This is a genomic window from Glutamicibacter protophormiae (assembly GCF_016894325.1).
In the GTDB taxonomy this organism is placed as follows: domain Bacteria; phylum Actinomycetota; class Actinomycetes; order Actinomycetales; family Micrococcaceae; genus Glutamicibacter; species Glutamicibacter protophormiae.
Genome location: NZ_CP069806.1, coordinates 3,517,538 through 3,542,197 on the forward strand (window position 1 = coordinate 3,517,538; position 24,660 = coordinate 3,542,197).

At 65.8% G+C, this 24,660-nt stretch carries 21 protein-coding genes; 7 read left to right on the forward strand and 14 right to left on the reverse strand.

Annotated elements, in window-relative coordinates; translation table 11 throughout:
- Positions 1 to 736 precede the first annotated feature (736 nt).
- The gene (locus JQN66_RS16425) at positions 737 to 2,089 is read left to right on the forward strand and encodes an integrase core domain-containing protein (RefSeq protein ID WP_204675975.1); all 1,353 of its coding nucleotides are present in this window, start codon (positions 737 to 739) and stop codon (positions 2,087 to 2,089) included.
- A gap of 95 nt (positions 2,090 to 2,184) precedes the next feature.
- Here the strand turns inward: JQN66_RS16425 and JQN66_RS16430 are convergent, their stop codons facing one another.
- Positions 2,185 to 2,364, reverse strand: coding sequence for a hypothetical protein (locus JQN66_RS16430; RefSeq protein ID WP_204675976.1), 180 nt, complete (start codon positions 2,362 to 2,364; stop codon positions 2,185 to 2,187).
- Positions 2,365 to 2,533: 169 nt separating this feature from the next.
- On the opposite strand from JQN66_RS16430, the gene JQN66_RS16435 reads away from it, so the two are divergent.
- Together JQN66_RS16435 and JQN66_RS16440 are read left to right on the forward strand one after the other, a co-directional pair.
- Positions 2,534 to 3,970 carry an IS1380 family transposase gene (locus JQN66_RS16435; RefSeq protein ID WP_204675977.1) on the forward strand — a complete coding sequence of 479 codons (1,437 nt, stop codon included), beginning with the start codon at positions 2,534 to 2,536 and terminating at the stop codon, positions 3,968 to 3,970.
- Positions 3,971 to 4,203: 233 nt separating this feature from the next.
- Positions 4,204 to 5,688, forward strand: a complete 1,485-nt coding sequence (locus JQN66_RS16440; RefSeq protein ID WP_204675978.1) for a SulP family inorganic anion transporter — start codon at positions 4,204 to 4,206, stop codon at positions 5,686 to 5,688.
- On the opposite strand, the gene JQN66_RS16445 is transcribed toward JQN66_RS16440, so the two are convergent.
- Entirely contained in the window at positions 5,685 to 6,620 is a 936-nt protein-coding gene (locus JQN66_RS16445; protein ID WP_204675979.1) for a GGDEF domain-containing protein, read from the reverse strand. The two genes, JQN66_RS16440 and JQN66_RS16445, sit on opposite strands and share 4 nt — an antisense overlap.
- Before the next feature lie 227 nt (positions 6,621 to 6,847).
- On the opposite strand from JQN66_RS16445, the gene JQN66_RS16450 reads away from it, so the two are divergent.
- Positions 6,848 to 7,543 (forward strand): EAL domain-containing protein, encoded by a 696-nt coding sequence (locus JQN66_RS16450; RefSeq protein ID WP_204675980.1) that lies wholly within the window; start codon positions 6,848 to 6,850, stop codon positions 7,541 to 7,543.
- Here the strand turns inward: JQN66_RS16450 and JQN66_RS16455 are convergent.
- The 4 genes from JQN66_RS16455 to JQN66_RS16470 form a co-directional block, all read right to left on the reverse strand.
- Entirely contained in the window at positions 7,505 to 7,726 is a 222-nt protein-coding gene (locus tag JQN66_RS16455; RefSeq protein ID WP_239464065.1) for a hypothetical protein, read from the reverse strand. The genes JQN66_RS16450 and JQN66_RS16455 overlap by 39 nt on opposite strands.
- Before the next feature lie 2 nt (positions 7,727 to 7,728).
- Entirely contained in the window at positions 7,729 to 9,159 is a 1,431-nt protein-coding gene (locus tag JQN66_RS16460) for a glycosyltransferase family 2 protein (protein ID WP_204675981.1), read from the reverse strand.
- A 123-nt stretch (positions 9,160 to 9,282) separates the two neighbouring features.
- Positions 9,283 to 10,899 (reverse strand): AMP-binding protein, encoded by a 1,617-nt coding sequence (locus JQN66_RS16465; RefSeq protein ID WP_204675982.1) that lies wholly within the window; start codon positions 10,897 to 10,899, stop codon positions 9,283 to 9,285.
- A gap of 219 nt (positions 10,900 to 11,118) precedes the next feature.
- A complete protein-coding gene (locus JQN66_RS16470) occupies positions 11,119 to 11,460 on the reverse strand; it encodes a DUF1801 domain-containing protein (protein ID WP_239464066.1) in 342 nt (113 codons plus the stop codon).
- 288 nt (positions 11,461 to 11,748) lie between these two features.
- Here JQN66_RS16470 and JQN66_RS16475 point away from each other — a divergent pair, with 288 nt between their 5' ends.
- Positions 11,749 to 13,137: an MFS transporter gene (locus JQN66_RS16475; RefSeq protein WP_420870935.1), complete on the forward strand. Its 1,389-nt coding sequence runs from the start codon at positions 11,749 to 11,751 to the stop codon at positions 13,135 to 13,137.
- Between the two features lie 15 nt (positions 13,138 to 13,152).
- A complete protein-coding gene (locus JQN66_RS16480; RefSeq protein ID WP_204675983.1) occupies positions 13,153 to 13,569 on the forward strand; it encodes a DUF1801 domain-containing protein in 417 nt (138 codons plus the stop codon).
- On the opposite strand, the gene JQN66_RS16485 is transcribed toward JQN66_RS16480, so the two are convergent.
- The 7 genes from JQN66_RS16485 to glyA all read right to left on the reverse strand — a co-directional run bounded on the left by JQN66_RS16485 (position 13,566) and on the right by glyA (position 22,293).
- Positions 13,566 to 14,675 carry a hypothetical protein gene (locus JQN66_RS16485; protein WP_204675984.1) on the reverse strand — a complete coding sequence of 370 codons (1,110 nt, stop codon included), beginning with the start codon at positions 14,673 to 14,675 and terminating at the stop codon, positions 13,566 to 13,568. The two genes, JQN66_RS16480 and JQN66_RS16485, sit on opposite strands and share 4 nt — an antisense overlap.
- A 73-nt stretch (positions 14,676 to 14,748) precedes the next feature.
- Positions 14,749 to 15,609: a formyltetrahydrofolate deformylase gene (gene purU, locus JQN66_RS16490; RefSeq protein ID WP_204675985.1), complete on the reverse strand. Its 861-nt coding sequence runs from the start codon at positions 15,607 to 15,609 to the stop codon at positions 14,749 to 14,751.
- 335 nt (positions 15,610 to 15,944) lie between these two features.
- Positions 15,945 to 16,556 carry a sarcosine oxidase subunit gamma family protein gene (soxG, locus tag JQN66_RS16495; protein ID WP_204675986.1) on the reverse strand — a complete coding sequence of 204 codons (612 nt, stop codon included), beginning with the start codon at positions 16,554 to 16,556 and terminating at the stop codon, positions 15,945 to 15,947.
- The gene (locus JQN66_RS16500; protein WP_204675987.1) at positions 16,549 to 19,452 is read right to left on the reverse strand and encodes a sarcosine oxidase subunit alpha; all 2,904 of its coding nucleotides are present in this window, start codon (positions 19,450 to 19,452) and stop codon (positions 16,549 to 16,551) included. Before JQN66_RS16500 ends, soxG begins: the two co-directional genes overlap by 8 nt.
- Complete coding sequence (locus JQN66_RS16505) at positions 19,449 to 19,745, reverse strand: sarcosine oxidase subunit delta (RefSeq protein WP_204675988.1); 297 nt, start codon at positions 19,743 to 19,745, stop codon at positions 19,449 to 19,451. Before JQN66_RS16505 ends, JQN66_RS16500 begins: the two co-directional genes overlap by 4 nt.
- 11 nt (positions 19,746 to 19,756) lie before the next feature.
- Complete coding sequence (locus JQN66_RS16510; RefSeq protein WP_188948086.1) at positions 19,757 to 20,974, reverse strand: sarcosine oxidase subunit beta family protein; 1,218 nt, start codon at positions 20,972 to 20,974, stop codon at positions 19,757 to 19,759.
- A 2-nt stretch (positions 20,975 to 20,976) separates the two neighbouring features.
- Positions 20,977 to 22,293 carry a serine hydroxymethyltransferase gene (glyA, locus tag JQN66_RS16515; RefSeq protein WP_420870936.1) on the reverse strand — a complete coding sequence of 439 codons (1,317 nt, stop codon included), beginning with the start codon at positions 22,291 to 22,293 and terminating at the stop codon, positions 20,977 to 20,979.
- 154 nt (positions 22,294 to 22,447) lie between these two features.
- On the opposite strand from glyA, the gene JQN66_RS16520 reads away from it, so the two are divergent.
- Positions 22,448 to 23,107 carry a GntR family transcriptional regulator gene (locus tag JQN66_RS16520; protein WP_204675989.1) on the forward strand — a complete coding sequence of 220 codons (660 nt, stop codon included), beginning with the start codon at positions 22,448 to 22,450 and terminating at the stop codon, positions 23,105 to 23,107.
- Positions 23,108 to 23,122: 15 nt separating this feature from the next.
- Here JQN66_RS16520 and JQN66_RS16525 read toward each other — a convergent pair whose 3' ends face one another.
- Complete coding sequence (locus JQN66_RS16525; protein WP_204675990.1) at positions 23,123 to 24,628, reverse strand: PucR family transcriptional regulator; 1,506 nt, start codon at positions 24,626 to 24,628, stop codon at positions 23,123 to 23,125.
- Between the last annotated feature and the right edge of the window lie 32 nt (positions 24,629 to 24,660).

Sequence of the window (24,660 nt, forward strand, 5' to 3'; positions counted from 1 at the left end):
TCGCGAGGTAATGTCGTAGACACCTCCTTGAGGTGCGAGTGATGATCGTAAACTCCCGTCGGCTTCGGCCGGCGGGAGTTTTCACGTCCGGCCCGGAGTACACGGCCGGCGAAGACTCTTTGCCCACGCCGGGCTCGGGCAAAGCCGGGGCATAGCCTTGCTCCCTAAAGTGGAACTTACCTTCCTCAAGGTGCGAGTGATGATGTAAGTCTGGCTCCGTTGCGCACGGCAACGGAGCCAGTATTTTTTAAGACCCTCCGGCGCCGTACCCGTCCAACGTGTCGGCATTCTCCAGATGGCGCTCAGTTCCGACATAGGAACCGGCAATACAGTGAAAGTACCTCAAAAGGTGCGAGTGATGATCGAGAAGCCCCCAACGAAATGATTTCGGTGGGGGCTTCGAATTTAAGTCGTCGACCGGCGTGCCGATACCGCCGAAATGCTTAGCTTGCAGCTCGGAATTCCAAAGCTCGGGCACAGGGTGTGTTCCTAGAATTGAAGTACCTCATAAAGGTGCGAGTGATGATCGTGAAGTTCCCGTTGGATTTCCTCCCAACGGGAACTTTTCTTTAACCGTGTTTTCTATCGGGACTTCGGTGACAGTTCTGTATCAGGACATCGGTGACACTTCCACGATTAAAGTGGTAACACTTCACCCGGATCTTTAACCCCGGCAAAACCACACAGCCCGCCCCACGGCACAAGGCCAAAGGGGCGGGCTGGTGGACTGGTATTCGTGAAAAATGATCCAGTCGACCCGACAATACGCCTTGCCATCGCCCGATGGCCAGAGGACGCACCCAGAGGCGCTGTCACCGCGTTCTGCACCGAACACGACATCAGCCGCAAAACCTTCTACCACATCCTGAAACGGGCCCGCACCGAAGGGCAAGCCGCCGCGTTGGAACCGCGCTCCCGCCGGCCGAAATCCTCACCGAATACCACTAGTGAAACACTCAAGGATCAGGCCGTGGCCATGCGTAAGACCTTGGAGGATTCCGGGTGGGATCACGGGCCGATCAGCGTGCACGACAAGATGCTCAAGCTCGGCATGCAAGCCCCGTCGGTCGCCGTGTTGGCTAGGATCTTCCGCGAGCGCGGTCTGATCACCCCGGCCCCGCAGAAACGCCCCCGGTCCTCGTTTCGGTCGTTCCGCTATCCGATGCCCAACGCCTGCTGGCAGTTGGACGCCACCGAGTATGTGTTGGAAGGCGGACGCAAATGCGTGATCTTCCAGCTTATTGACGACCACTCCCGCCTGGCCGTGGCGTCCTTGGTCGCCAAGACGGAGAACGGCGCGGACGCGGTGAAGGTCTTCCGGGCGGGCGTCGCCGCCCGCGGTATGCCGCAGCGGTTGCTCAGCGACAACGGGGATGCGCTGAATCCGATTCGTCGGGGCATGACCAGTGAGCTGGTCGCCTACGCCAACAGTCTGGGCGTTGCCACGATCACCGGTAAACCGTTCAAGCCCACGACGCAGGGGAAGAACGAGCGGTTCCATTCGACCTTGTTCACGTGGCTGAAGAAGCAGCCATTCGCCAAGAATCTGGCCGAGCTGCAAGCGCAGATCGATGTCTTTGACCAGGCGTACAACACCCAACGCGGGCATCAGTCCTTGGAGGACCGGTGCACGCCGCAGGAGGCGTGGGATGCCACTGCGGTGGCCGAGCCGTTGGCGCCGGGTGAGTGGGTGAAGCTGAGCACCACACCTGCCCCCACCAGTGCAGCAGCTGCCTTCGCCGCCCTGCCGGAGGGCGCGGGCCCGGACGCGGGCAAGGACGCGGCGGCGAGCCCGGAACCAGTGAAGCTCAGCGCCACGCTACGGGCCGAGCGCATGGAACCTGCCGGTAGCCAGCTGATGAGGGTGAACAAGAACCGGTGCTTGCGGGTGGCCGGCGTCCAGCTCTATCTGGGCAAGCTGCTGCGCTCAACGAAGGTGGAGGTCCTCTGGAAGCAGGCGGAGTTGATGGTGGTCTCGATGGATGGCGAGCTGATCGCGAAATACGGTTTCCCCTTCCCCGAGGGGGTGACGTATTTGAGCCTGCAGCACGCGAAGGCGAAGTTCCAGAACATGCCTGACGTGGAGTGACTGTTACCGATGTCTCGATACATCAAGTGTTACCGATGTGGTGATACAGAACTGTTACCCATGTGTCGAGACATCACAACTTTTCTTTAACCGCCCTAGCCTTCGATATGCCAGCCCTTGCAGTGTTCGCACGCGTAGGTGCCCAGCTGCTTGCCAGTCACCTTGGAGTGCCTCAACGCGGCCTTGAGCGCGATCGCGTTATTGCGGTAACGTTGCTTCCCCGCGGTTTCGCAGATATTGATGGTGCGGTCGGTGGGATCCTTCGATGTGGCCATGACAGTAATCTAACAGCCCGCCGCCGTGCTGGAGCCTGCCGGGCAACTAGCCCAGTGGTTTCATGGCGGGCACGTCATTAACAGTCATTAAAACGAAAAAGTGACCCGGACTTGGGACAATAGGAGTGTCTAAGCTTCTAATCCACCAAAATCAAGGATCACCTTTTCGATGATCAATTCTACCCTGACTTACCCCGCGCCACGAGTTGAACTCACCGGCCAGCACTTGGTCGCCCACGCCGGACTGTCCACTCTCGGCAGCCTGCTTAACGCTCTGAACTTCCGGGCGCTATGCGAAGACCGATTTTCCCAGTTCGTGCCAACCGCCGCGAGGCATCGGCCGGGCAAGCTCCTCGCTGACCTGACGCTCATGCTTGCCGCCGGCGGCGAGCAGGCCTGCGATACCGACATCCTGCGCACCAGCGCAGGCGTGTTCGGGCCCGTCGCCTCCGAAGCTACCGTCAGCCGGTTCATGGGACGGATTAAAACCATGCCCCAGGCCTTCGCCTACGGGTACCAGACGATGAGCAAAATCTTGCGCACCAAGCTTTGGGACGCGGCGGGCAAGCGTAATCCCGCCAAACGCGCCACCCGCCTCAAGCCGTTGATCATCGACATCGATGCCACCTTGGTCCAAGTCCACTCAGATAAACAAGGCGCTGCAGGAAATTACAAAGGCGGGTATGGCTTTGCGCCGATGGTTGCCAGCGTGGATTACGGCCATGGCTGCGGCACCGGCGAGGTTCTCGCCGTGCTGCTGCGTCCGGGTAACAAGGGCGCGAACTCGGCTAAAGATCATATCGAGGTCCTCTCGCAGGCCCTGGCAGTATTGCCTGATGATCTCTACCAGGAGGACGGAACACTGCATGGTGAACGGATCCTGGTGCGCACCGATAGTGCCGGCGCCTCGCGGGAGTTCCTGAACCACCTCGAATCGCTGGGAATCCAGTTCAGTACCTCGTATTCGATGCCCGTTATCAAGGAACGGGAAATCGGGTGGATTAGCGAGAAGAAGTACTGGGAACCAGCCACTGACCAGCAAGGCAAGCAGTTGCCGGATGTGTGGGTGGTGGATGCCACCGCCGTGCTGAAGCTGAAGGACTACCCTCCCAATACGAGAGTCTATGTCCGGGCCGAACCTTTGCATTCCGGAGCGAAAGCCACGTTGTTTGATACTGACGGGAACCGGATCACCGCGTTTTTGACGAATTCTCCGTATTACGTGATTCCGGAGTTGGACCGCCGGCATCGGGCGCGCGGGCGGTGCGAGAACCGCATCAAATCCCTGAAGCATGCGGGCTTGAATAAGTTGCCCTACTGGGATTTCGCTGCGAATCAGGCCTGGGCGCTGCTGGCCGCGTTGGCTGTGAACCTGCTGGCCTGGATGCAACTGGTGGCCCTGCCTGCGGGGCACGAGGCAGGAATCTGGGATCTGAAACGGTGGCGGTATCGGCTGTTCAGCATCGCCGGGAAACTGGTCAGCAGTGGCAGGCAAGCACGGTTGCTGCTCCCCGAGAGTGCCACGGAAACCGGGTTGATCATGCTCATTGCTGATGCCTGCCGGGCGTTGCATCAGCGGTGGCGTCAAGGGCAGCTCGCAGCCTGAACCAGAAGTTGTTCTTTGACCGCGGCGAGATGGAGGACTGTCAATTTGTTTCGGGGAGGTGGACCTCGACGCCCGGAGGCTGGCGCACCAAGCCCGCTTCAGCATGCCCGAAATGCAAAATGACCGCTGAACCCCGGAAAATCCTGAGTCTCAGCGGTCTTTGGCTACATGATGAAAGCGCTGGGCTAGGATGCATAGGTACGGAATTCGGCGAGCCAGAGAACAGGTCCACCATGGGAACGGCGGCATTGACCCCACTAGAGCGGCAGTCGGTGTGGCGCACCCTGAAGTCTATCCGGCTGCTGAAAACCGAGCTGCTGGCCGGGCTGGTGGTCTCGCTGGCGTTGATTCCCGAGGTCATCGCCTTCACCGTCATCGCCGGGGTGGATCCGCGGGTCGGCATCTTCGCGTCGTTCACCATGTCGGTGGTCATCGCCTTCACCGGCGGGCGGCCGGCGATGATTACCGCGGCGGCCGGAGCCGTGGCCTTGGTGGTTGCTCCGCTGGTGCGGACGCACGGAGTGGAGTACCTCTTCCCGGCCGTGATCCTGGCCGGAATCATCCAGATCCTGCTGGCCGCGCTGGGTGTGGCCAAGCTGCTGCGGTTCATTCCGCGGCAGGTGATGATCGGTTTCGTGAACGGCCTGGCCATCTCGATCTTCCTGGCGCAGATGCCCGAGCTGGTCGATGTACCGTGGGCCGTGTATCCGCTGGTGGCCGCCGGGATCGCGATCGTATATCTGTTCCCGAAGCTGACCACTGCGGTTCCGGCCCCGCTGGTCGCCATTGCGGTGCTCACCGCGGTGACCGTGCTCGCGAAGATCGCGGTGCCCACGGTGGGCGAGAAAGGCGAACTGCCCGAGTCGCTGCCGGTCTTCACCCTGCCGACGGTTCCGCTGGACCTGGATACGCTGCGGATCATCGCGCCGTTCGCGGTGGCGGTGGCGTTCGTCGGCCTGCTGGAATCGCTGCTGACCGCGAAGCTGGTCGACGACATCACCGATACCCCGTCGAACAAGACCCGCGAGTCCTGGGCGCAGGGCGCCGCCAACGTGGTGACCGGCTTCTTCGGCGGGATCTGCGGCTGCGCGATGATCGGGCAGACCATGATCGGGGTGAAGGTCTCCGGCGGGCGCACCCGGATTTCCACGCTGTTCGCCGGGGTGTTCATGCTGCTGCTGGGGGTGGTGTTCGGCGACGTGGTCGCGCAGATCCCCATGGCCGCGCTGGTCGCCGTGATGGTGGTGGTCTCTGCGGCGACATTCAACTGGCACAGCATCCGGCCCTCCACCTTGCGGATGATGCCCAAGAGCGAAACCTTCGTCATGCTCGTCACCGTGGCGCTGACCGTGGCCACCGGCAACCTGGCCATCGGCGTGGGCGCCGGCATCCTCACCGCGATGGTGCTGTTCGCCAACCGGGTGGCGCATTTCGTGACGGTCGAACGCAGGGTGGATGCGGGAACCGCGGTGTACACGGTCACCGGCGAGCTGTTCTTCGCCTCCTCCAACGACCTGTACACGCAGTTCAGCTACGCGCAGGACCCGGAGCGGATCGTGATCGACCTGGGCGCATCGCACGTGTGGGACGCCTCGACCGTGGCGGCGCTGGATTCGGTGAGCGCCAAGTACGCCGGCTACGGCAAGCACGTCGAGATCCGCGGGTTGAACGAGCCCAGCGCCCGGTTCCGCGACCGGCTCAGCGGCCACCTGGATTAGTCGCGCCGCCCAGTCCGCTCGCGCTTGGAGATGTACATGGCGCGGTCCGCACGCAGGATCAGCATGCTCAGGTTGTCCTCCGGGGTCGCGGCGGCCACTCCGAAGCTCCAGCGGTGCTCGGAGGAGGCGTGGATGCGCTCCATGAGCTGCTGGGCCTGGTCGAACCCGGCGCCGGGAAGGATGAGCACGAATTCATCGCCGCCCAGCCGGGTCACCAGATCGCCCTTGCGCACCGATTTCTTCAGATGGCGGACCAGGCCGCGCAGCGCCTCGTCGCCCGCTGCATGGCCCAATTGGTCGTTGATCTGCTTGAATCCGTCCATGTCGACCAGGGCGACGCTGACCGGCTGGTTCTGCTTGCGCGCCTGCACCAGCGCGGCGTCGCCGTAGCGGCCCAGGGCCCGGCGATTGTGCGCTCCGGTGAGCACGTCCAGCTCGGTTTGCTGCGTGAATTTCCGCTTCACGTAGCTGCCGACGAACATGCCCACGACGGTGAAGAACACCAGGCTCAGGACGTTGAGCAGCCCGTTCTGGTGTTCGGTGCCGACCGCGGGGCTGAAGAGCATCGAATACCAGATGGTGAAAACCAGCACCGGGTAGATGGTGGCCCGCGAGATCTTCGGCGGGAAAACCCACGCCAGGTACAGGGCGATCAGCGGGAATTCCTGGAGCCTGAAGACGATCTGCTCGTGGTTGACGGTGAATCCCACGAAATAGACGAACGCCGTCAGCTCCACCAAGGCGCCGGCATACGCGATCCACAGCGGGAATGCGTCGCGCAGGACCACGATCAGCGCCACCACGGCTACCGCCCCGGCGAAGCGCCCGAACGCCACCAGGTGCAGCGCCTCGGAGGCGAAGGTATTGAACAGGTTCAGGCCGTAGAAGACGGTCAGGAAGCAGGCAACCATTCCGGTGACTGCGATCTCCATGTTGGAAATGCTGCGCACCCGGGCAGGAAGCAGCCTGGAGCGCCAGGAAGTACCTGACCTGCCTCGGCGGTCTACCTGATTTCCCAAGCGTCGTCACCCCATTGTCTGCATTTTGCTTCCCAACACGCCGCATCGGCGGGGTCGGCACTGTAAGATCTGCATCGGGCGTGTGCTCCGGCTGACCTTGGCCAGGCGCAACTCACGCTCCCTCACTCGTTAGGCAAAAAGTGAAGTTCGTTTTCCAGCCCCTCATTGACCTTCGAAACAAGACTCTACTGGGTTTCGAGGCTCTGACCCGATTCGACGACGGCCGCGGCCCGCAGGAGCATTTCAGCCAGGCCCGCGCCGAGGGCCGGCTCATCGACCTGGAACTGGAAGCCATCCGGGGAATCCTCGAGGCCAGCCGGGAGCTGCCCGACGGCTACCTTGTCACGCTCAACGCCTCCGGACCGACCATCGAGGCCTTCGCCGCCGCCGCGCTGCAGCTGGATGCGCGGCTGGTGTGGGGGCTGGAGCTGAACGAGGAATCCGAACCTTGCAGCTCCGGCCGCGCCCGGCAGTACGCCGACACCCTCGGCTGCCTGCTGCTGATCGACGACGCGGGCGTCGCCTACGCGAACCGCGAGCGCATCGAGTGCCTGCACCCCGACATCGTGAAGCTGGACCGCAGCATGATCACCAACTACGGCTCGTCCGCGAAGGTGCGCGGCATGGTTGCCAACCTGCTGGAAGCCGCCCGGGAAACCGGGGCCAAGACCCTGGCCGAGGGAATCGAGACCCCGGAGCATCTGGACCTGGTCGACGAGCTGGGCTTCAGCTACGCCCAGGGCTTCTACTACAGCCGGGGCCTGCCCGCACAGGAGCTGGCCGGTGCCATGCGCGAGTTAAACCGGCGCGTCGGGATCGATATTCCGGGTTTCTGAACGGCGCTCGCGCCCCTTGGAACCGCCGAAGCGGATCGGCGGCAGGATCTTGGTGATACCCAGGATCAAGTAGATCACCGTGTTGATCGCGACGAACGATGCCAGCACGCTGAACCACTGCGCGTAGAGCACCGACTCGGGCAGCAGTATGCCTCGCGGGACATAAATCGCCATTTCCATCATGACTAGGCTTCCTTTCGGGCCGGCACGTGCTCGACGTGCTTCCAGTCGGCGCTCTTGGCAAATGCGATGTCCCAGACACCCTTGAGGAAGGCCAGGTCCAGGAATGCGTCGTAGACCAGCTCGGGCAGCACCAGCGCCGCCAGCAACCGCGCCTTCCAGCCGCCGCCCCAGGCGGTGACCACGCGCTCCACCGCGAAGACCAGCCCGAGCAGCATCCAGAACGGGAACCACACCCAGGTGTCCATGGAGATGAGCATCAGCACCATCAGGAAGAAGTAGCTGAACAGGGCGATGACCCCGTAGCCGATGCCGATCTGCTGCGACCAGTAGCGCACGGTCTGCGGGGTGACGCCGTAGGCGCCCAGGTTCTCCAGCGCCCCGCGCTGCCAGCGCAGGCGCTGCGCCCAGAGCATCTTCCAGTTGGGCATCAGCTCGGTGACCACGGTGCACTCGTTCGGGGAGGTGATCAGCGCGCCCAGGGACTTCAGCGCGATGGTCAGCTCGTTGTCCTCGGTCAGCGCGGCGGTGTCGTAGACCTCGCCGTGCCGGCCCGGGATCGTGGTGCCGCGGGCGGCGGCCACCTCGCGCAGCGCGGTCGCGCGGAACACCGAGGCGGTGCCGGTGAGCACGAAGACGCGGCCGTCGCGGCGGGCGATTTCGCGCTGGTAGCGGGCGTATTCGTTGCGCTGGAACTGGCCGAGCACCCCGTGGCCTTCCTCGCCGTGGAACAGCCCGCCCACGGACATCAGCGCACGGTCGGCGGTGAAGCGGTCGCGGGCGGTGGCCAGGAAGTCGGTGCCGATCTGGCTGTCGGCGTCCATGACCATGACGCAGTCGTTCTCGCCCATGCCGGGCAGGATCTGCGCCAGCGCCTGGTTCAGCGCGCCGCCCTTCTTGTGCGTGTTGTCCACCGATTCGAACACGTCCACGCCGTGCGCGCGGGCGACATCCACGGTGCCGTCGGTGCAGTTGTCGGCGACCACCAGGATCCGCGAGGGCAGGAAGCTCTGCCCCTTCAGCGCGTTGATGGTATCTCCCAGCGAGGCTTCTTCGTTGTGCGCGGGGATCAGCACGGTAACGGTGACTGGCCCGGCGTACACGCCGCGGGTGCGCGCCATGATGCGCTTGGGGGCCAGCGGCCGGGAGGACTTCTGGATCGGGGTGCGGCGGTAGCGCAGGGTGACTACGCGTTCGCCGATGACGACGAACAGGATGAGGGCCAGGGCGATGAGCACCGCGCCGATGAGGATCGACAGGTCGGGCAGCTGGGTGCTGTAGAACGTGGACCAGATGCCGCCGAGCCGCACCTGGACCGGATGCCACATCTGCGGCGTCGTCCCGCTGGCGCTCAGCACCCACCACAGCAGCAGCGCTGCCAGCACCACGATGACGATGACGGCGATACCCACGAGGCGACCGAAATGCTTATGCATATCTATCTTTCGGAAATAGGAAAAAATAATCAGCTGTGGGACCCCAGCTAAAACCTATCCCATCGCCCGCGGATTCGTCCGGGAAACGCCGGTGGCACCCCGGCAAACCTTGGTTTTCCCCACCTAGGAAAGATGAAGCTGCGCCGCGGCGTCCTCGCGCAGCTGGTTCTTGCGGATCTTGCCGGTGACGGTGGTCGGGAACTCTTCCAGAATGCGCACGTAGGCGGGGATCTTGTAGTGCGCCAACTGCCCTTCGCAGTAGGCGCGGATCGCCTCGACGTCCAGCGGCTGGCGGCCGGCCTTCATCCGGAGGCAGGCGCAGATCACCTCGCCGAATTTCGGGTCCGGCACCCCGATGACCGAAACGTCCTCGATGTCCGGATGCTTGTAGAGGAACTCCTCGATCTCCGCCGGGTAGATGTTCTCCCCGCCGCGGATCACCATGTCCTTGATGCGCCCGACGATGGTGCAGTAGCCGTCCTCGCGCATCACCGCCAAATCCCCGGTGTGCATCCAACCCTCGGCGTCGATGGCCGCGCGGGTTTTCTCCTGATCGTCCCAGTAGCCGAGCATCACCGAGTAGCCGCGGGTGCAGTACTCGCCGGTCTGCCCGCGTTCCAGGGTAGCGCCGGTGGCCGGGTCGACGACCTTGATCTCCACGTGCGGGTGCACGCGGCCGATGGTGGCGGTGCGGTGCTCGAAGTCGTCATCCGCCCTGGTTTGGCAGGAGACCGGGCTGGTTTCGGTCATGCCGTAGGCGATGGACACCGCGCTCATGCCCATGTCTTCCACGCAGCGGCGCATGACCTCCACCGGGCAGATGGAGCCGGCCATGATGCCGGTGCGCAGCAGCGAAAGGTCGTAGCGGGCGAAATCCGGGTGGTTCTGCATCGCGATGAACATGGTGGGAACCCCGTACAGCCCGGTGCAGCGCTCCTCGGCCACGACCCGCAAGGTGGCTTCCGCGTCGAAGCCGGGCGCCGGGATGACCATGGTGGTGCCGCGGGCCACGCAGCCGAGGTTGCCCATGACCATGCCGAAGCAGTGGTAGAACGGCACCGGGATGCACAACCGGTCCTCTTCGGTCAGTTTGATCATGCCGGTGACCTGGTAGCCGTTGTTCAGGATGTTGCGGTGGCTGAGCACCGCGCCCTTGGGGTAGCCGGTGGTGCCGGAGGTGTACTGGATGTTGATCGCGTCCCCGGGCGAGGTGGCGGCCAGCCGCTCGGCCAGCGCCTGGTCCGCGACGGGCTCGCCCTGCGCCAGCAGCTCGTCCCAGTCGCCGGTGTCCAGGTAGACCACGCGTTGAAGGCTCGGGGTGTCGGCGGCGGTGGCCTGCACCATGCCGCGGTAGTCGCTGGTCTTGAACCGCGTGAGCGTGATGAGCATGCGCATCCGGCTGTGGTTCACGGCGTAGGCGTACTCGTGGGTGCGGTAGGCCGGGTTGACGTTGACCAGGATGACCCCGAGCTTGGCGGTGGCGAACTGGGCGAGCACCCATTGCGCGCAGTTCGGCGCCCAGATGCCCAGCCGGTCCCCGGCTTCCAGCCCGGCGGCGAGCAGCCCCTTGGCCAGGCGGTTGACGTCGGCGTCCAGCTCGGACCAGGTCCAGCGCCGGCTGGCGGCGGCATCGACGAGCGCCTCGCGCGCCCCGAAGCGGGAAGCCGTGTCCTGAAGCGTCGCGCCGATGGTCTTCTCGAGCAGCGCGGGTTCACTCTCGCCCTTGGCATAGGCCTTCATGCGTGTACTCCCTGGGTCTTCAGCGGATTGCAGGCAGCGGCGCCGTGGTGTCCGGCGTCACATTTCACACCCTAGCGCGCGGGCGGGGTCCAGCCAAGCAACTGCGGATTCCCGGCAGCCCGTGCGAGATGAAGGCTCCGGGTCTACCCTTCAGAAGGCAAGGAAAGCATCGGCGGACCCTGTGCAGGTTCGCCGATGCTTCCGTCATCGGGATCGGAGCTAGCCGGCCGCCTTGGCCACCAGCTCGCGGATCCGCTGTTCGGCGGACTCGTCCAGCGCGGTGATCGTCCAGGCGACCGGGTGCATGTGCGCGCCCTGCTCGAACGCCGGGTTCACGACCTCGCCGAAGCCGAACACCAGGTAGTCCTTGTCCGGCTTGATGTAGCAGATGTCCTTACCGTCCTTCACGTAGAACGGCAGGCCCCAGCGGAGGACGGGCTCCAGCCCGGGAGCGGTCTGCCGGATGATGGCGTGCAGGCGCTCGGCAATCGCGCGGTACGGTTCCGGGGACGCGGCGAGCTTGGCGAGGACCGCGTCATCGCCCTTCTTTCCGAAAATCATTGGCTGGCTCCTTCGGGTGGCTGCTGGAAATTCACGGGCGGGACTCGGCGGCGTCGTGCCCCGACGCCATCCTACGTCCTGCCGCCGGGGGCGCGCAGATGATTTTTTCGGCTCGATCAACCGTCAGGAATCCCCGCGGAATCCCGGCCGCCGAGGCCAGGAGCGGGAACCGCCAGCCGCAGCATCCTTGGTGCTTGGCAGGTTTCCCCGCTGTCCTGCTGACACTGTCGGTAGCTGTCCGTATCCTTTTCACTACCGACAAATGCCGCACCGACCCGAGGAATCGACATGAGCGAGATCCCGCAGGGAAGCGATGTTCATGATTCGAACCCTCCGGTTCCGGAGCATGGAATGCGCTCATTCCTGCATATCCTGATCAATACCGCCGTGGCCAACCTGACCACGAGCTATCTGTGGTTCGCACTGACCTTCTGGGTGTATCTGGAAACCGAGAACGTCATGGCCACCGGCATCATCGGCGGCGCCTTCATGCTGCTGATCGCGATGTTCTCCATGGTGTTCGGCAGCATCGTGGACCAGCACCGCAAGAAGACCGTGTTCGTCTTCTCCGCCGCCGTCACCGCGGTGATGTTCACCCTGGCCGGGCTGCTGTACCTGTGGCTGCCCACCGAACGGATCCTGAACATCGGCGGCTGGGAATTCTGGCTGTTCTGCATCGTGATCCTGCTCGGCGCCATCGTGGAGCAGATGCGCGGCATCGCGCTGTCCACCACGGTGACCCTGCTGATCCCGGTGGAACGGCACGCGAACGCCAACGGCCTGGTGGGCACCGTGCAGGGGCTGGCGTTCATTGCCACCAGCGTGTTCTCCGGGCTGTCGATCGGCCTGCTGGGCATGGGCTGGACGCTGGTGATCTCCATCGCGCTGGTGGTGCTGACCATGCTGCACCTGGTCACCATCTCCATCCCCGAGCACACGCCGCAGGCCGATCCGGCCGCCGGCACGGGGAAAACCGCGAACCTGCGGCTGGGCTTCACCACGGTCATGGCCATCCCGGGGCTGCTGGCGCTGATCATCTTCTCGATGTTCAACAACCTGATCGGCGGCATCTACATGGTGCTGATGGATCCCTACGGGCTGACCGTGATGTCCGTGGAGGCCTGGGGCATCACCTTCGGCCTGGCGTCGACCGGCTTCATCGTCGGCGGCGCGATGGTCGCGAAATTCGGCCTGGGCAAGAACCCGATCCGCACGCTGCTGGTCCTGGTCGCGTGCATGGGATTCCTGGGCGCGGTCTTCACGCTGCGCGAATGGGTGTGGCTGTATATCGTGGGCATCTGGCTGTACATGTGCCTGATTCCGGCGTGCGAAGCCGCCGAGCAGACCGTCATCCAGAAGGTGGTGCCCTTCCGGAGGCAGGGCCGGGTGTTCGGCTTCGCCCAGATGATGGAAGCCGCCGCGGCCCCGATCACCGCTTTCCTGATCGCCCCGCTGGCGCAGTACCTGATCATCCCGTTCATGAAGAGTTCCGAGGGCGACGCCGCCTTCGGCTGGCTGGTCGGGCAGGGGCAGGCGCGCGGCATCGCGCTGATCTTCCTGGTCGGCGGGCTGGTCATGATCCTCGTGGCGCTGCTGGCCATGACCACCGGCCAGTACCGCAAGCTCTCGGAAATCTTCCAGTCCACCGAGCCGTCACCGGCCGCCGAGCCAAGCTAACCCAAGGAGTCTTCCATGGCCACCGCCGCCAAAACCCAGCCCACCGATGCCAGCGTCGAGGACTTCCTCGCCGCCGCGACCCCGGCCCGGCGCCGCCTCGACGGAGAGGCGCTGGCCCGGATCTTCGGCGAGGTCACCGGCGCGTCCCCGGTGATGTGGGGTCCGTCGATCGTGGGCTATGGGCAGTACCGGTACGTCTCCCCGGTCAACGCGCGCACCACCGGCATCTGGCCAAAAACCGGGTTCTCGCCACGCAAAACGGCGCTGTCCATCTACGGGCTCAAGGACTTGCCCGAAGGCGCAGCGCTGCTCCCGGATCTCGGCACGTACACCGAGGGAGCAGGCTGCGTCTACGTGAAGAAGCTGGAGGACATCGACGAGGCGGTGCTGCGCCGGCTCATCGCGATCGCGTTTTCACGCGGCGACGATTAGACCGCTTCCTCGAAGAAGGCTTCCACCTCGCTGATGCCGGCGGAGATCACCGGGACCAGGCGCTCGTCGATGCTGTAGGCCTCCCCGGCGCGCTGCAGCAGGCCGAAGCGCGCGAGCGAGGCCATGGCCTCGGTGGCCTCGGGCAGCACCGAGTCGTAGATCTTCGCGCCGACGTTGCGGCGCAGGCCCTCCAGGTCGCCGTCGCGGCCGGTGGAGGCGGTGACCAGCAGGTTGCGCACCACCAGGTAGTGGGCTTCGTCGCGCAGGCTGCTCTCCATGGTCGGATTCAGGTGCGCCTGCACGCAGGCCACTGCCATTTCGAACAGCAGCTGGGCGCTGTCGGCTTCCTCGCCGTCCAGGAATTCGGCGAAGGCCTCCTCATCGCGCACGATGCTGTTTTCGTTCGTTTCCGCCACGGACATCATCGCGGCGTTCCAGATGTAGTTGAACATCAGCGGGGCCGGCTCGTCCGGGTCGATTTCCTGCGGATCGATGCCCATGGCGGCGAAGACCTTGGCCCGCGCGGCATTGGAGAATTCGCTGAAGTCGCTGATGTCGATGCCGTCGCCGATGGCCACGGCGAAGTTCTTCACCGCGTCGAACAGCTCGGTGCCGCGCAGCAGGGCGCAGATTTCGGCGTCGCCCTCCGCGAAGCCGTCCAGGGCGTCCTCCAGCATCTCGCGCGCTTCCTCGAGGTTCTCCGCGCCGCCCTCCCACAGCCCGCGGTCTTCCGCGAAGCTGAAGAAGTCCAGCCAGGTGGAGAAGATCGGCTCCGGCGCCACGTTGTCCGGCAGGTTGACCAGGAAGTCGGCCAGCGCCTGGCCGAAGACCTCCGGGTCAAGGTCGAACAGGTTGGCGCTGCGCGCGGTTTCGGCGTATTCCCCGCCGATGGTGCGGATGACGTCCAGCTGGATCTCCGCGGCCTGGGCGGCGTCCGCCGGGGAAAAGGCGGGAACCTGGGCGGCGACCCAGGCGACGTACTGGCCGCGCAGCGCGTCAACCGACAGCTCGGCCTGGATCTTGCGCACGCTGCGGCCGCGCTGCGCCGCCTTGGCAGGGTTTCCTGCGCCGGAGTTCTTTTTGCCTTGACGCTTCTTGCTGGCCATGAGCCGTCCTTCGCTTGGGTGGAGGTTTGCCATTAAGCCTACGGGCAATGGCTGGCCGCCTGCGACCCGGACGCTAGCGCAGCACCACGGTGCGGTTGCCGTAGAGGAACACGCGCCCCTCGCAGTGCCAGCGCACCGCGTTGGACAGCGCCTTGCATTCCGAGTCGCGGCCGGCGGCCACCAGGTCCTGCGGGCCGTAGGTGTGGTCCACCTCCACCACCTGCTGGGCGATGATCGGGCCCTCGTCGAGTTCCGAGTTCACGTAGTGCGCGGTGGCGCCGACGGTCTTCACGCCGCGTTCCCACGCCTGGTGGTAGGGCTTGGCGCCCTTGAAGGAAGGCAGGAACGAGTGGTGGATGTTGATGGTCTTGCCGGACAGCTCGGTGGCCAGGTGGTCGGAAAGCACCTGCATGTAGCGGGCCAGCACCACCAGCTCGGCGCCGGTCGCATCGATCAGCTGCAGCAGCGCCGCCTCGGCCTGAGGCTTGGTGTCCTTGCTGATCGGAATGTGGTGGAATCCGATCCCGTACCATTCCACCAGAGAACGGTGGTCGGGATGGTTGGAGGCGACCCCGACCACCTCGATGGGCAGGTCCCCCGAGTGCATGCGGAAGAGCAGGTCCTGCAGGCAGTGGTCGAACTTGGAGACCATGATCAGCACCTTGGTCTTCTCGCCGCGCTCGCGCAGCTGCCATTCCATGTCGAACTGCTCGGCGACCTCGGAGAACTCGCTGCGCATCGTAGCGAGCAAATCAGGGGCGCCGTCCCCGGCGAAATCGACGCGCAGGAACAGCCGTCCGGCGCTCATGTCGTCGTACTGCTTCAGCTCCACGATGGTGCGCTGCTGCCTGACCAGAAATCCGGTCACCGCATGCACGATGCCGATGCCCTCCGGGCACTGGAGGGTCAAGACGTGCCGAACCTGCTCGCTCATGGTCCACTTCCATTCAGATGTCTGGGGCGGAACGCGCCCTGAGGGGCCCGCCCCGCCGAAAAGTTTGGGTTTGGTTTCTTCGCCCGTGGTGTTTTCAGGCTACTCCCGCCGCGGCGGTCTGCGCCGTGAAGCCCCCCAGGCCCGGCGGCAACCATCAACCCGCCGGGCAGGGCCCGCTCAACGCTCCGCCGCCCGACCTCCCGAATCGGCGGCGGGGCGCAGTCCATCCCGGCTGGGCCACGTCGGCACCGGCCGACGGGTTCCCGGCACTGGAGGTGCCGGGGAAGCCGCCGGCCCCGAACCGCCCGGGGCCCGGGATGGAGGAATTTGCCTGCCTAGGCGACCGTCGGGGAGGCGAATTCGGTCATCGCGTCGATCAGCCAGTGCACGGTGTGCTCGGTGAAGGAGACGCGCGGCAGGACGTACCAGGACTGCTCGCCGGTGCGCCACAGCAGCACCGGGATATTCGCCAGCGTGGTGGCGATCGCCCGGTTGACGCCGAAGGCGCGCGGGTGCAGGTCCGCCGGGCAGCTCTTGCGCAGCACCAGCGGTGCGGCCGGTCCGGACAGTTCCAGCACGCTGCGGTTGGCCGACAGGTCGATGACCTGGCCTGGCTCTCCGCCCAGCGCCGCGACCAGTTCGCCGGCCAGCCCGGAGCCCTCCGGGGCGATGGCCAGGAACTCATCCGGTCCCAGCCAGAGCACCGCGGTGCCCTCGGCGGCCCCGGCGACCTCGCCAACCTGCTGCGGCAGCCCGGTGCCCAGTGCCGCGGCCAGCGCGGCATGTCCGGCGCTTCCGGGCACGGCGCGCACGCCGACCTGGGTGGCGAAGGCGATTTCCCGCAGCACCACCGCACCGGCGGTGGAGCCCTGGGCCATTGCCTCGGCCAGGTGCTCGGCCGGTGAACGGCGCAGGGAGGTGGATTCAATCAGGGTGTTGCTAGCCATCGCGACGGCTCCCTTCCGGGTCGAAAAGTACGAGATCGGATACCAGGACATCGACCAGCTGGCCGTTGACCGGGGTCTTGAGCACTTCGCCGATGCGGCTGCGCCCGTTCTTGATCAGTGCCAGGCCGAAGGTGCGGCCCAGCGCCGGCGAGTTGTAGGAGCTGGTGACCCAGCCCTCCATCGGGGTGCATCCCCCGGTTTCCACCGCGCCGTCGGCGACCAGGGCCGCGCCCTCGGCCAGCCGCAGCGTGGTGTCCACCGGCAGCACCGAGACCAGGTGCTTGCGGTCCTCGCGCAGGTTGTCGGCCCGAGCGAAGGAGCGCTTGCCCACGAAGTCCTTGAGCTTGGAAACCACCCATTCCATGCCGGCGTCCTGCGGGGTCACCGTGCCGTCGGTGTCCTGCCCGACGATGATGAAGCCCTTTTCGGCGCGCAGCACGTGCATGGTTTCGGTGCCGTACGGGGTGATGTTGAATTCCTGCCCGGCGGCGAACACGTCTTCCCAGACGCGCAGGCCATGCCAGGACGGGATCGCGATCTCGTAGGCCAGTTCGCCGGAGAAGGAGATGCGGCTGATGCGCGCCTCGATGCCCGAATCCAGGGTCACGTCCCGGAAGGACATGAACTTGAACGCCTCGTTGGACACGTCCAGCCCGCTGGCCAGCTTGGCCACCACATCGCGCGAGCGCGGACCGACCACTGCCACGGTGGCCAGCTGCTCGGTGACCGAGGTGCAGGTGACGTCCAGCTCCGGCCATTCGGTCTGCAGCCATTCCTCCAGCCAGTCGAGCACGCCGGCGGCGCCGCCGGTGGTGGTGTGCATCAGGAAGCGGTCCTCGGCCAGGCGCAGGGTCACGCCGTCGTCGAAGACCATGCCGTCGGCCTTGCACATCACGCCGTAGCGGGCCATGCCAACCTTCAGCTTGGTGTAACCGTTGGTGTAGATGCGGTTCAGGAACTCGGCCGCGTCCTTGCCGCGGATCTCGATCTTGCCCAGGGTGGTGGCGTCCAGCATGCCCACCGAGTCGCGCACCGCCTTGGATTCGCGGTAGACCGCCGCGTCCATGTCCTCCCCGTCCTGCGGGAAGTACCAGGCGCGCTTCCACTGGCCGACGTCCTCGAACGCCGCGCCGTGGGCCAGGTGCCAGGAGTGCATCGGGGTGATGCGCGCCGGGTCCAGCAGCGCGCCGCGGGTGCGGCCGGCCAGGGCCGCGAAGGACACCGGGGTGTACGGGGCGCGGAAGGTGGTGGTGCCGATCTCGGCGGGGTTCTCGATGCCCAGCACCGCGGCGATCACGCCGATGGCCGCGACGCCCGAGGTCTTGCCCTGGTCGTTGGCGGTGGAGATCGAGGTGTACCGCTTGATGTGCTCCACCGATTCCAGGCCGGCGCCGGTGGCGCGCAGCACGTCGGAGACGGTCTGGTCGCGCTGCAGGTCCACGAAGTGGGTGGTGTAGTTCGCGGCCTGGTCGCCGTTCAGCGAGGGCACCAGCCAGACCGGACGGGTTTCCCCGGCCGGCACGGCCAGCGCCTGCGGCACCTGGGCGATGCGCTCGAAGCCCGCGGCGGTGGCCGCCGCGGCGCCCGTTGCGGCGCCGGTGGACAGCGCGCTGGCGGTGTCGAACAGGCCGGTCAGCGCGCCGGCCAGGTGCTGGTTGGCCACTGCCGTGTCCGGCACGAAGGCGTGGATGGAGGTGTCCCACACCAGCTTGCCCTGGCGCTGGGAGTGCAGGTGCACCACCGGGTTGAAGCCGCCGGCCACGGCCAGCACATCGGCCTCGAAGCGCTGCGGCGCACCCAGTTCGCGGTCCTCGCCCAGCTCGGCGACCACCACGGCGGACAGTTCGCCGGACTCGTTGGCCTCGGTGTCCGCGACGACGGAACCGGTGATCACCCGGACCCCGGCGCCGACGGCCTCGGCCGCCGCGGCGGAGACCGTGGTGCGGGCGTCGACGACGGCGACCACGCCGCCGCTGGCAGCCAGGTCCGCGACCAGCGGGTAGGCGGAGTCGTTGGTGGTGGCCACGACGATCCGCGTTCCGGCGCGCACGCCGTAGCGGTTCAGGTAGCTGCGCACGGCGCCGGCGAGCATGATGCCCGGGCGGTCGTTGTTCTGGAACACGATCGGGCGCTCGTGGGCGCCGGTGGCCAGCACCACCTGGTTGGCGCGGATGTGCCAGATGCGTTCGCGCGAGACGCCGGCACCGGAGGGCGCGTCCAGGTGCACGGTGCGCCGTTGCGCGGCGATCACGTAGTTCGCGTCATAGGAGCCGAGCACGGTGGTGCGCTGCAGGTGGGTGGTTTCCGCGGCCGAGGCCAATTCCGCGGCCGTCGCGTCGATCCACGCGGCGGCGTCCTGGCCGTCGATCTGCTCTCCGGCGGCGTCGCGCAGCGAGCCTCCGGCTTCGGCGCGCTCATCCAGCAGCAGCACGCGGGCCCCGGAACGGGATGCCTCGCGGGCGGCGGCCAGCCCGGCCGGTCCGGCGCCGACCACCAGCACGTCGGTGTGGACGTGCACATGGTCGTAGTAGGCCGGATCGGTGCTCGGGTCCAGCACACCCAGGCCGCGCAGCAGCGTGGCGCTGAGGTTCGCGGTCACCGGGACGGTGGTGGCGGCGAGCATGGACTCGTTGATGTCCTCCTCGTGGCGGGCGGCCACGGTCACCAGGGCGTTGGGCTCCTCGACCCCGGCGGAGAAGATGCCGCGCGGGCGGTCCAGGTACATGGAGTTGCCGCAGGAGCGCTGCCCGTTGGCGAGCATGGCGCTGGCCACGGTGTCGCCGCGGAAGGCGTCCAGCTGCTTCCCGTCGACGCTCAGGACCAGCGCTTCGCCGCGGTCGATGCGGGCGGCCGGGGACTGCTCGGCCGGCAGCCGGTAGGACTTGTTCTGGCTCATCGGGATCCTCCCTGGGTGTTCAGTTCCGGACGCGGTTCCCCGGCCCGGTAGACGGCCTTGAATTCATAGGTTGCGGTGTCGCGCAGGGCGTTGAACCACTTGCGGCACCCGCCGGAGTGGACCCAGCGTTCTGCGAAGATCCCCTTGGAGTTCCCGCGGTAGAACAGGTAGCGGGACCATTCCTTGTCGCTCAGGGTGTTCGGGTCCTCGGGGTAGGCCACGTGGGCCTGGCCGCCGTAGGAGAATTCGGTTTCGTTGCGCGGCCCGCAGTTGGGGCATTCAATCAGCATCATGGTGGCTGCTCCTAGTGGGCCACGGCGGCTGCGCCGTGTTCATCGATCAGGTGGCCGGTTTCAAAACGTTCCAGGCTGAACGGGGCGTTCAGCGCGTGGGCTTCGTCATTCGCGATGGTGTGCGCCAGGGTGAAGCCGGCGCCAGGGGTCCCCTTGAAGCCGCCGGTGCCCCAGCCGCAGTTGACGTAGAGGTTCTGGATCGGGGTCTTGGAGATGATCGGCGAGGCGTCCATGGTGGTGTCCACGATGCCTCCCCAGGTGCGCAGCACGTGCGCCCGGGCGAAGATCGGGAACAGCTCCACCGCGGCGGCCATCTGCTCCTCGATCACGTGGAACGCGCCGCGCTGGCCGTAGCCGTTGTAGGTGTCGATGCCCGCGCCCATGACCAGCTCGCCCTTGTGGGCCTGGGAGACGTAGACGTGGATGTGGTTGGACATGACCACCGTCGGGTGCACCGGCTCGAACAGCTCGGAGACCAGGGCCTGCAGCGGGTGGGACTGGATGGGCAGTTCGAAGCCCGCCAGTTCCGCCAGCACCGAGGAGTGCCCGGCGCCGGCCAGGGCGACCTTGCCGGCGTGGATGGTGCCGCGCGTGGTTTTCACGCCGGTGACCTTCTCGCCGTCCTTCAGGAAGCCGGTGACTTCGCAGTTCTGGATGATGTCCACACCCATTTCGTTGGCCTTGCGGGCGAAGGCCCAAGCCACGTGGTCGTGCTTGGCGATGCCGGCGCGCGGCTGGTAGGTGGCGCCCATGACCGGGTAGCGGATGTCGTCGCCGATGTTGATGATCGGGCAGACTTCCTTGACCTGTTCCGGGGTGAGCCACTCGGCGTCGACGCCGTTGAACTTGTTGGCTTCCACGCGGCGAATGGATTCGCGCACGTCGCCCAGCGTGTGGGCGAGGTTCAGCACGCCGCGCTGGGAGAACAGGAAGTCATAGTCCAGCTCCTCGGGCAGCTGCTCCCACAGCTTCAGCGACTTCTCGTAGATGCCCGCGGACTCGTCCCACAGGTAGTTCGAGCGGATGATGGTGGTGTTGCGGGCCATGTTCCCGCCGGCCAGCCAGCCCTTTTCCAGGACGGCGACGTTGGTGATGCCGTGGTTCTTGGCCAGGTAGTAGGCGGTGGCCAGGCCGTGGCCGCCGCCGCCGACGATGACGACATCATAGGATTTCTTGGGCTCCGGGTTGGCCCAGAGGAATTCCGGGTGCTCAGGCAGCAAATCAGCCATGGCTATTCTCCGATCTTTTTCAGGTTTGGGTACAGTGGGTGGGCTGCGGCCAGCTCCAGAACCCGGTCCTTCAGCTCCGGCAGTGCACCGGTATTGCCTTCGGCACCGGCAATCAAGGTCTGCGCGATAATCTCCGCGACCTCTGCAAACGCCGCCTCCGAGAAACCACGGGTCGCCAACGCCGGCGTACCGATCCGCAGACCGCTGGTGGTCATCGGCGGACGCGGGTCGAACGGCACCGCATTGCGGTTCACCGTGATCTCCACCTGCGCCAGCAGATCCTCGGCCTGCTGGCCATCCAGCTCGCTGTTGCGCAGGTCCACCAGCACCAGGTGCACATCGGTGCCACCGGTCAACACGCTGATCCCCTTGGCGGCCACGTCATCCTGGGTCAAACGCTCCGCCAGGATCCGCGAACCGGCCAGGGTGCGCTCCTGGCGCTCCTTGAACTCCGCGGTCGCGGCGATCTTGAACGCCACCGCCTTGCCCGCAATCACATGCTCCAACGGACCACCCTGCTGGCCAGGGAACACCGCCGAATTCAGCTTCTTCGCGATCTCCGCATCATTCGAGAGGATGATGCCGCCGCGCGGACCGGCCAGGGTCTTGTGCGTGGTCGAAGTGACCACATGCGCATGCGGCACCGGCGAAGGATGCAGCCCCGCAGCCACCAGGCCCGCGAAGTGCGCCATATCCACAAACAGGTACGCCCCGACCTTGTCCGCGATCTCGCGGAACCGGGCGAAGTCCAGCTGCCGCGGGTACGCCGACCAGCCGGCCACGATCATCTTCGGGGAGTGCTCGATCGCCAGGCGCTCCACCTCGTCCATGTCCACCAGGTTCGTCGCCTCGTCCACGCCGTACGGGACGATGTTGAACAACCGGCCGGAGAAGTTGATCTTCATGCCATGGGTCAGATGCCCGCCGTGGGCCAGGTTCAGGCCCAGCACGGTATCGCCCGGACGCACCAGCGCGTGGTACACCGACGCGTTGGCCTGCGCCCCGGAGTGCGGCTGGACGTTGGCGAACTTCGCGCCGAACAATTCCTTCACACGCTCGATGGCCAGGGTCTCGATGACGTCGACTTCTTCGCAGCCGCCGTAGTAGCGGCGGCCCGGGTAGCCCTCGGCGTACTTGTTGGTCAGCACCGAACCCTGCGCCTGCATCACGGCCTGCGCCGTGTGGTTCTCCGAGGCGATCATTTCCAGGCCGCGCTGCTGGCGGGCCAGCTCGGCGTCGATCCGCGCCGCGACCTCTGGATCCAGCTCAGCCAGGGACTGGGTCAGCGATTCGGCGACAAGCGATTGAGTTTGAAGCACCACATTCTCCCTAAAAGTATGAATTGCCGACAACTGATATATCAATGTCTGCGTCTTAGCGTATGATGTAAGCCACACACCGTCAATGGGTGGAGCGAAAATTTCTTTACCGGCCCCGCCCACGGCACAATGGACTTCGACAAAGGGGCGTGAAATGACAAGCATGACCGGAGTATTGGCCGGCGCCGAATCCATGGCGGATCGTTCGTATCGCATTTTGCGCGACCGGCTCATCATGATGGACATCGCCCCCGGCGACCCGATCAACGAGGCGCAGCTGGCGGTCGACCTGGACATGGGCCGCACGCCGATCCGCGAAGCGCTCAAGCGCCTGGAGGTCGACCACCTGGTGGTTTCCTACCCCCGGCGCGGCACCTTTGCCACGGGCGTGGACATCACCGAGCTGGCCGCGATCTCCGAGATGCGCCTGGTGCTCGAGCCTTTGGCCTCGCGCCGTGCCGCCGAACACCGCGGGGGCGCCTACCGCGGGGAACTCGAACGCACCATGAGCGCGATCCTGTCCCTGGACCTGACCGGCGATCGGCGCGAGCTGATGGAATACGACCTCGAGGTCCACCGCCTGATCTACCGCGCGGCGCAGAACCAGCACCTGGAGGAAACCCTGGTGCGGCTGGACAATCTGGCGACGCGCATCTGGTGCATGGTGCTGGACCGGCTGCCCGACCTCCACGTGCACATCTCCGAGCATGCGACGCTGATCAAGCTCATCCTTGATGGCGATGCCGATGGCGCGGAGCAGCTGGCAGCCAAACACGTCATCGGCTTCGAAAAGACCATCCGCAGCGTGCTGTAGCGCGCCGCAGGGAGCCTAGTTCCGCAGGGCCAGCCACGCGGCCAAATGCACCGGCAGCACCCTGTTGTTCTGGCGCGGGTCTCCCCCGATCAACGCAAAGATTTTCGCCAGCCGCTTGTGCAGCGTCTGGCGTTCGACATACAGCCGCGCGGCCGTGTCCGTGGCATGGCACCCGCTGGCAAGCCATGCTTCCAGCGTTCCGAGCAGCTGGCCGTCCTTGTCGCGGTCCTGCTCCAGCAGCTCGCCGATTTGCTCCGTGATGAATTCCTGCAGCTTCACCGGCTCGCCGAGCTGCGCAACCAGGCGCTGCAAGGCGTAGTCCAGGGCGTCGCGCACCGGCCCCTCCGAACCGACGGCCGGGCCCCAGGACTCGATGGCTTCCGCCTGCACCAGCGACCAGCGGGCGCGGGAAATGTCCAACGCTATCGGGCCCACGCAGCATTCCGCCTGTTCTCCGCGCAGCGCACGACGCAACCGCTGCACCAGCTCGGCCCGGGAACGGCGGGGCGCGGCGGGATCGAGGAGGCACAGCGCATACAGGCGCTGCGCCTGCACGTAGGTGAACACGCGCTGTCCGTCGGACCGCAGGTGGCGCTCCAGCTCTGCACGCCCACGGGAGACATCCACGCCTTGCATTACCATCATGCACAGCGGCACCCCCACGGCGATCTGCGCTTCGGCGGCCCGGTGCACAACGTAGTTCTCCCCGCCGGAATTAACAATCGACTGCAGCAGCGCCGACGATGCAGCCTGCTGGGCGCTGGGCTTGTAGTGCTGGGAGAATGCCAGCGTCACGATGCTTCCAAGCCTGTCCGCCATCAGTTCCAGGCGTTGCCGATGATGTTGCGCCTGCGCATGCAGCACCAGGCATGCCGCGGTATCTCCGCCGATGTACAGGTCCACCGAGACATCGAACTGCGCCGGCCCGTTCTCCTGCAGCCGCTGCCTCACCGCCCGCTGCGAGGCAGCGATCACGGCGCCATCCGGGTTCACAATCTCGGCCCCGAGGTGCAGCTGGCTGTCGATCATCTCCAGCAGCGGCACCAGCGCCGGGCCGGCCACCGCCAGGTGCTGCGCCAGCTGCTGCGAGATGGCATCGGCCTGCTGCAGCGCCGAGGCCTGTTCGGACACGATGCGGGTATTGATCTTTTCCGCCAGGGCCACGAAGGGCACCGTCTCCTGCAACTGGTACAGCGGCAGCTCCAGTTCCGCGGCCGCCGCCACGAAATCCGGGGGCAGCTGGGGGTCCGGCCCGACGGGCTCGACCACGAGCGCTGCCACATGGCATTCGGCCAGCATCGCCAGGTACTGCCGCTGCTGGTCGAGGGGCAGCTTGAACACGGACTCGCCGGTGGTCAGCAAGAGCTCCGCCCCGTGGATGAGTCCCGCCAGCTGCACCACCTCGCTGGTGTGCACCCAGCGGACATACACCTCGCTTTCCACCGTGCCCGGGGCCAAAAGCCGCGGCTTCGCTGCACGCATCAACGGGTCGGCCATGATTTCAGACAGGGTGATGAGCATGAATTCCTCCCGGCGAATACTGGTACCGCGCA

Coding starts and splice junctions, on each gene's coding strand:
- JQN66_RS16430 (WP_204675976.1), bottom strand. CDS start 2,364: ATGGCCACATCGAAGGATCCCACCGACCGCACCATCAATATCTGCGAA.
- JQN66_RS16435 (WP_204675977.1), top strand. CDS start 2,534: ATGATCAATTCTACCCTGACTTACCCCGCGCCACGAGTTGAACTCACC.
- JQN66_RS16440 (WP_204675978.1), top strand. CDS start 4,204: ATGGGAACGGCGGCATTGACCCCACTAGAGCGGCAGTCGGTGTGGCGC.
- JQN66_RS16445 (WP_204675979.1), bottom strand. CDS start 6,620: ATGGAGATCGCAGTCACCGGAATGGTTGCCTGCTTCCTGACCGTCTTC.
- JQN66_RS16455 (WP_239464065.1), bottom strand. CDS start 7,726: ATGATGGAAATGGCGATTTATGTCCCGCGAGGCATACTGCTGCCCGAG.
- JQN66_RS16460 (WP_204675981.1), bottom strand. CDS start 9,159: ATGCATAAGCATTTCGGTCGCCTCGTGGGTATCGCCGTCATCGTCATC.
- JQN66_RS16465 (WP_204675982.1), bottom strand. CDS start 10,899: ATGAAGGCCTATGCCAAGGGCGAGAGTGAACCCGCGCTGCTCGAGAAG.
- JQN66_RS16470 (WP_239464066.1), bottom strand. CDS start 11,460: ATGATTTTCGGAAAGAAGGGCGATGACGCGGTCCTCGCCAAGCTCGCC.
- JQN66_RS16475 (WP_420870935.1), top strand. CDS start 11,749: ATGAGCGAGATCCCGCAGGGAAGCGATGTTCATGATTCGAACCCTCCG.
- JQN66_RS16480 (WP_204675983.1), top strand. CDS start 13,153: ATGGCCACCGCCGCCAAAACCCAGCCCACCGATGCCAGCGTCGAGGAC.
- JQN66_RS16485 (WP_204675984.1), bottom strand. CDS start 14,675: ATGGCCAGCAAGAAGCGTCAAGGCAAAAAGAACTCCGGCGCAGGAAAC.
- purU (WP_204675985.1), bottom strand. CDS start 15,609: ATGAGCGAGCAGGTTCGGCACGTCTTGACCCTCCAGTGCCCGGAGGGC.
- soxG (WP_204675986.1), bottom strand. CDS start 16,556: ATGGCTAGCAACACCCTGATTGAATCCACCTCCCTGCGCCGTTCACCG.
- JQN66_RS16500 (WP_204675987.1), bottom strand. CDS start 19,452: ATGAGCCAGAACAAGTCCTACCGGCTGCCGGCCGAGCAGTCCCCGGCC.
- JQN66_RS16505 (WP_204675988.1), bottom strand. CDS start 19,745: ATGATGCTGATTGAATGCCCCAACTGCGGGCCGCGCAACGAAACCGAA.
- JQN66_RS16510 (WP_188948086.1), bottom strand. CDS start 20,974: ATGGCTGATTTGCTGCCTGAGCACCCGGAATTCCTCTGGGCCAACCCG.
- JQN66_RS16520 (WP_204675989.1), top strand. CDS start 22,448: ATGACAAGCATGACCGGAGTATTGGCCGGCGCCGAATCCATGGCGGAT.
- JQN66_RS16525 (WP_204675990.1), bottom strand. CDS start 24,628: ATGCTCATCACCCTGTCTGAAATCATGGCCGACCCGTTGATGCGTGCA.